At 53.7% G+C, this 2101-nt stretch carries 2 protein-coding genes and 2 pseudogenes; all 4 read left to right on the top strand.

The features are described 5' to 3' along the window. Positions 1-303, top strand: a pseudogene (locus BO26_RS24985) (T6SS phospholipase effector Tle1-like catalytic domain-containing protein); the annotation flags it as partial. Beyond that, complete coding sequence (locus tag BO26_RS17850) at positions 300-557, top strand: PAAR domain-containing protein (protein WP_036773848.1); 258 nt, start codon at positions 300-302, stop codon at positions 555-557. The pseudogene BO26_RS24985 and the gene BO26_RS17850, both read left to right, overlap by 4 nt. Beyond that, positions 554-1711: a hypothetical protein gene (locus BO26_RS17845; RefSeq protein WP_036773846.1), complete on the top strand. Its 1158-nt coding sequence runs from the start codon at positions 554-556 to the stop codon at positions 1709-1711. The genes BO26_RS17850 and BO26_RS17845 overlap by 4 nt, the downstream gene beginning before the upstream one ends. After that, positions 1692-2101, top strand: a pseudogene (locus BO26_RS17840) (ImcF-related family protein); the annotation flags it as partial. The gene BO26_RS17845 and the pseudogene BO26_RS17840, both read left to right, overlap by 20 nt.

The raw sequence follows: 2101 nt of genomic DNA, 5'->3' as shown, positions 1-2101 counted from the left end.
GTTGGCCGTGCTTTGTTTGTCTTCAAACGGAAAAAAGTCGGCAACATGATGGCGGATGCCATCAACAAAACTCACGCCACTCAACTGGAAGTGAGCGTACACGATTTATCCACCCAAGAACTGATCCCCATGTTACCGGACGCGGAGCAGACCAAGGCATTCACCCATAATGTGGGTGAGGTGACCCGTCAGCAGAGACAGTTTATCGAAGAACGACGAATGCAAATCGTCAAAGAGAAGCTCAAAGCGCGTTTGGATGGCATGACTCTGGAACTGCCTCCGCGAGGAGGGCCTGAGCAATGAAGAATGTGATCCGTCAGGGCGACAGCCTGCGCGAGTACGGTGGCAAGGTATTATCCGGCCACTATCTCTGCTTTGGTCAACCGATTGCTTGTCAGGGCGATCCAGTTCAGTGCCACCATCACGGCATGACCAAGATTGCGCAAGGCAGTGCCGCCTGCCTGATCGATGGTAAGCCCGTGGCATTAGATGGCCATCGTTGTGAATGCGGCTGTACGCTGGTCAGTTCAGGTCCCGATTATCAGGTGGTGTCATGAAAGCGTGTCCCATTTTTCCCCCGTATCGTCAGGCTTCACCGCCCCGTGTTAAACGTTGGTTGGTAGCCGGTGCCGGAGGCGTATTGCTGGTCAGTAATATCGTCGCACTGGTAAGACCTGATGTGGAGGACCCGTTAGCCTGGTATGCCATGATCCCCGGACTGGCGGTGTTATGGCTGTTATGTCTGTTATTCCGCTGGCTGTTTTACCGTTTTGCCCGGCATAACGCCTGGATTTATCAGCAACAGGTTGAATGGGTGCAGCAATGTTGGTGGCATAAACATCGCCAGCAGATTGCGTTGGCTGAATCTGTGTTGGTGGGTGCGCGGGGAACCACCCCGGAGCAGTGGCTGAGAGTGACGAATCAGTCCCATGGTCATGGTTGCCCGGAACCGATCAAAGAGACGCAGGGTCAAGCAGTGCGTTTCCTGCGTTCCGGTGCCGTTGACATCGAACAACGAGAAATCCAATTGGCGAAAGTGGCCGTGAATCAGTGGCAAAAGCAGAGGCAGGATCAGCCGCCGTTGTGTTGTACGCCGATACATTGTTACTGGCTGGGTTCAGCTACCGTCTGGCAGGAGTTTGTCGCACAGATGGCGGTGCAGTTTCCTGATGTGGTGTTACCCGCCCAGCCGCAATACTGGCGCGGTATTGATACCTTGGATGAGATGATTGACCTGCTGAATGCGACAACGGGCAGTAAGGCGACGATTTTGTGCGCCGGTTGCCAATGTATGGTCAGTGAAGCGGAGTCAGCTTTGCCTGCCGGTGAAGCGGCCTTTATCTGGTTACTGAAAAAAACCGGTAACGTGGTGTTGACCCGCGGTGAATATTTTCAGGCTCAGGATAATGAACAGGTTATAGATGTAGCGGCCCGGGCGCTGGTACAGGCAGATATCTCGCAGCCCCCGGAAACCTGTTTTCTGTTTTCCCAGCCGGACGAGCCTGCACTGGAAAGGACCGGCTGGAATATCACTCAACATGTGCAGGATCTCAATTGGGGCAATATTGGTGGGATGGAAGCGGTGGTGGTGCAAACCCTGGCGGCTATCTCGGCGGAAAATACCGGCCAGCCCTGTGGCTGGTTGGCCCGCGATCCTCAACATACTTTAACGTTTGGAATAGTGAAATCTTATGGAACGGCAAGAGAATAAATTACAACCGGTTTCGGTGGTGAGTACGCTCATCTTACTGGTGGGAACCCTTACCCTGTTGGTTTCGTTAGCGGGTCTGGGATGGTGGTTTTGGGGAGAACACCAAACCACGGATACCGAGACGCTTAATCATTTGTTACGGGTTTGTGGAATAGCCTGGGTGCTCATGGTGGTAGTGAGTATGCTGGGTTTTATCACAGTCACATTGTTTGTCAAAAACAAAGTCACGGAGACTAAGCCGGACAGGCTATTGGCAGCTCCGGTCAGTGAACAGTGCGATTACGGTGAATTAGGTGCCCGCCTGCACCGCCGTTATGGTCGGTTGTGGTGGTTCCGGGTACGTATCTTACTGGTGGTGGGGGAAGTGGAGCAGGTGGAGGCGATTGCGCC

Origin of the sequence: Photorhabdus australis DSM 17609, assembly GCF_000711895.1 — a bacterium.
Classification (GTDB): domain Bacteria; phylum Pseudomonadota; class Gammaproteobacteria; order Enterobacterales; family Enterobacteriaceae; genus Photorhabdus; species Photorhabdus australis.
Note: the sequence above shows the minus strand (reverse complement) of the source record. Positions and strands in the feature narration are given on the sequence as shown.

Excerpts from the sequence above, each read along its gene's own strand:
- BO26_RS17850 (WP_036773848.1), top strand. The coding sequence starts at position 300 with ATGAAGAATGTGATCCGTCAGGGCGACAGCCTGCGCGAGTACGGTGGC.
- BO26_RS17845 (WP_036773846.1), top strand. The coding sequence starts at position 554 with ATGAAAGCGTGTCCCATTTTTCCCCCGTATCGTCAGGCTTCACCGCCC.